The organism is Loktanella sp. IMCC34160 (genome assembly GCF_004145845.1).
Taxonomy (GTDB): domain Bacteria; phylum Pseudomonadota; class Alphaproteobacteria; order Rhodobacterales; family Rhodobacteraceae; genus SELP01.
Map to the genome: position 1 here is coordinate 1 of NZ_SELP01000016.1, position 1,404 is coordinate 1,404.

Below are 1,404 nucleotides of genomic sequence, written 5' to 3' on the forward strand. Positions count from 1 at the left end.
GGGATCATCCAATTGGCGAGATCGCCGGTTTCGCTGACTTCCATCGCGCCGAGGATGGCCGCCGCGATCTTGCCCCCGCGGATCATGCCGAAGGAGGTCGCGCTGTCGAAATAGCTGGTCCGGGCCAGTTCGGTGATCGTCTGCTTGCCGGCGTTGATCAGGTCCGGGTCCTCTTCTCCGTCATAGGGGAACGGCCCCATGCCCAGCATCCCGTTCTCGGACTGGAGCGTGATATCCTTGTCGCCGACGTAATTGGCCACGAGCGTCGGAATGCCGATGCCGAGGTTGACATACATCCCGTCTTCAAGTTCTTGCGCGGCCCGTTCGGCCATCTGGTTGCGATCCCAACCCTTGATTTCACCGGGCATCATGCGGCCTCCCTCGCGCGGACAGTGCGCTGTTCGATGCGTTTTTCATGCTGCCCCTGGATCAGGCGATGGACATAGATGCCCGGCAGGTGGATGTGGTCGGGGTCGATGGACCCGCGCGGGACAATCTCTTCGACCTCGGCCACGCAGATACGTCCGCACATGGCGGCGGGCGGGTTGAAGTTGCGGGCGGTCTTGCGGAAGATCAGGTTGCCGGTGTCATCCGCCTTCCAGGCCTTGACGATCGACAGGTCGGCAAAGATGCCCTCTTCAAGGATATACGCCTTGCCGTTGAACTGCCTGACCTCCTTGCCCTCGGCGATCTGGGTGCCCACGCCGGTCTGCGTATAGAACCCCGGGATACCCGCGCCGCCCGCGCGCATCCGTTCTGCCAGCGTGCCCTGCGGGTTGAATTCCAGCTCAAGCTCGCCAGCAAGGTATTGCCGCATGAACTCGGCGTTTTCGCCCACGTAGGAGGACATCATTTTCCTGATCTGGCGGGTGGCCAGCAGCTTGCCAAGACCGAAGTCGTCGACGCCCGCGTTGTTCGAGGCGACGGTCAGGTCCCGCACCCCGCTGTCGACAATGGCGTCGATCAGAAGTTCGGGGATCCCGCAAAGACCGAAGCCCCCTGCAGCGATCAGCATGCCGTCATGCAAGAGACCGTCGAGCGCCTCCTGCGCAGAGCCGTAAACCTTTTTCATGCCGCATCTCCTGTCTGATGATCCGTGGCCGGGCGCAGGCCAAGAATGCGGCGCGCCTCTTGCCATGTGGCGACCCGGCGGTCGTTCCTGTCGCAGATCTCGACCACGCGCCGCACCAGCGCGGCGTTGCTGGGCGCCAGCGTTTCGCGATCCAGCCGCACGTTGTCTTCCAACCCGGTCCGGGCGTGGCCACCGGCGGCGACCGCCCATTCGTTCAGGGTGATCTGCTGCGCGCCGATGCCCGCGGCGCACCAGGGCGCGTCCGCGCCGAACAGCCGATGGACCGTGTGGATGTAGTAATCGAAGACATCCCGATCGACCGGCATCGCGTT

At 63.9% G+C, this 1,404-nt stretch carries 3 protein-coding genes; all 3 read right to left on the reverse strand.

The annotated features are described in order from the left end of the window. The coding region (locus tag EU803_RS18430; protein WP_277985716.1) for a CoA-transferase at positions 1-368 on the reverse strand (368 nt) is incomplete at its 3' end. Further along, a complete protein-coding gene (locus tag EU803_RS18435; protein ID WP_129685606.1) occupies positions 368-1,072 on the reverse strand; it encodes a CoA transferase subunit A in 705 nt (234 codons plus the stop codon). The genes EU803_RS18435 and EU803_RS18430, both read right to left, overlap by 1 nt. Continuing rightward, the coding region (locus EU803_RS18440; RefSeq protein WP_165352911.1) for a 3-keto-5-aminohexanoate cleavage protein at positions 1,069-1,404 on the reverse strand (336 nt) is incomplete at its 5' end. The genes EU803_RS18435 and EU803_RS18440, both read right to left, overlap by 4 nt.

Bases quoted from the DNA above. Each gene is read 5' to 3' on its own strand.
- EU803_RS18435 (WP_129685606.1), bottom strand. From the start codon at position 1,072: ATGAAAAAGGTTTACGGCTCTGCGCAGGAGGCGCTCGACGGTCTCTTG.